This window comes from Robertmurraya sp. DFI.2.37 (assembly GCF_029211245.1).
In the GTDB taxonomy this organism is placed as follows: Bacteria; Bacillota; Bacilli; order Bacillales; family Cytobacillaceae; genus Robertmurraya; species Robertmurraya methanolica_A.
Window position 1 is genome coordinate 1 of record NZ_JARGEJ010000650.1, and the last position, 300, is coordinate 300.

Genomic DNA, 300 nt, shown 5'->3' on the forward strand with positions numbered 1-300 from the left:
CAAAAATTTCAAATAACGGACCCCAAACACGTCCAGTGTGCGGAGCTGAAAAGTTTATATTTCCACCTGAAACGATAACACTCATCACTCTATCGCTTCCATTATACGCAGACTTAGCTTTTTCAATCGCCTGCTCAAAACTAGCTATCAATTGTTCAGCCTCTTCATTTTTATCAAAAATTTTCCCCAAATTAAGGTTCAATTTGGAAATTACCCATATTAATGGCAATAAAGGCAATGGTCTCAAGAGGATGGCAAGCCATTTTCGGATCCCGCTCGAAAATACAATAGCTATTGGGG

At 39.0% G+C, this 300-nt stretch carries 1 protein-coding gene and 1 pseudogene; one reads left to right on the forward strand and one right to left on the reverse strand.

What is annotated here, in order from left to right; genetic code table 11:
* A pseudogene (locus PZE06_RS28065) lies at positions 1–196 on the reverse strand (ABC transporter substrate-binding protein); the annotation flags it as partial.
* 7 nt (positions 197–203) lie between these two features.
* On the opposite strand from PZE06_RS28065, the gene PZE06_RS28070 reads away from it, so the two are divergent.
* Positions 204–300: HAD hydrolase family protein (locus PZE06_RS28070; RefSeq protein WP_483314097.1), on the forward strand; the 97-nt coding region annotated here is incomplete at its 3' end.